Origin of the sequence: Shewanella sp. ALD9 (genome assembly GCF_002836315.1) — a bacterium.
Lineage (GTDB): Bacteria > Pseudomonadota > Gammaproteobacteria > Enterobacterales > Shewanellaceae > Shewanella.
Genome location: NZ_PJCD01000018.1, coordinates 1 through 1,136, shown reverse-complemented (window position 1 = coordinate 1,136; position 1,136 = coordinate 1). Strand labels below are relative to the sequence as shown.

The following is a 1,136-nucleotide window of genomic DNA, read 5'->3' as shown; positions in this document are numbered from 1 at the left end:
TAGCTACCATTATCATCTCAAACATCGTGGATTAGTGAAGCCTGAACGTGAGAAATTGCGCCAGCAAGCAATTGCAATCCACCGTGATAGCCGAGGCTCTGCTGGCGCGAGAACGATAGCATGCCAGCTCAATCAATTAGGTGAAAATGTTGGCCGTTAGTTTAATGAGAGATGCAGGACTTATCAGTAGCCAACCCAGAAACATCGCTACAAGATAGTGAATGATGAGCCTACAATCGCGCCTAACTTGTTAAAGCGACAGTTTAACGTTGACGTCATAAACCAGGTTTGGTGTGGTCATGTGACGTATGTTTGGTCAGGAACCAAATGGTTCTATTTAGCCGTGGTAATGGATTTGTATGCGAGAAAAGTGGTGGGTTGGGCTTGCTCTGACAGCCCGAATACCGATTTGACTTGTGCAGCATTAAGAATGGCATGTGAAAGTCGTGGACGGCCCCAAAACCTGATGTTTCATTCTGACCAGGGTTGCCATTACAGTAGTCTTCAATATCGACAAATGCTGTGGAAGTATCAAATAATGCAGAGTATGAGTCGACGAGGAAACTGCTGGGATAACAAGGTAATGGAACGCTTTTTTAGACGTTTTAAAACAGAATGGATGCCGAAGTATGGTTACAACAATTTTGATGAAGCGAAGCAGGATGCGTTGAATTACATACTAAAGCACTACAATACAAAACGTGGTCATAGTTATAACGACTATATGACTATATCAATAGCCGAAATGGCAGCCTAAACACGTGCCCCTGTTTGGAGTGCAAATTTAATTGACCAGATCAATATCGTCTGCACTATGATGGATGCTATCAACCACCATACTCTCAAATTTTGAACTAAAAAAACCCGCTATATGATCGCGGGCTGTTTCGCGACTCTCTAAAGTCAATTAGGCGCCTGGAAATGACCTACTCTTTTATCCCCGAAGGGGACGCATGGGCATATTCGACAAACTGCTGTCATGTTTTGGCCAAAAACAAACTCTACACTATAAATTATAGACGTAAAAAAGCCCGTTACGTTAGTAACGGGCTTATCACTACTCTTTCGAGTAAATTTAGCGCCTGGAAATGACCTACTCTCGCATGGGGAGACCCCAAACTACCATCGGCGATACT

At 43.4% G+C, this 1,136-nt stretch carries 1 pseudogene; it reads left to right on the top strand.

The features are described 5' to 3' along the window. Positions 1 to 199: 199 nt before the first annotated feature. Positions 200 to 757 (top strand): annotated as a pseudogene (locus tag CXF88_RS14340) (IS3 family transposase); the annotation flags it as partial. Between the last annotated feature and the right edge of the window lie 379 nt (positions 758 to 1,136).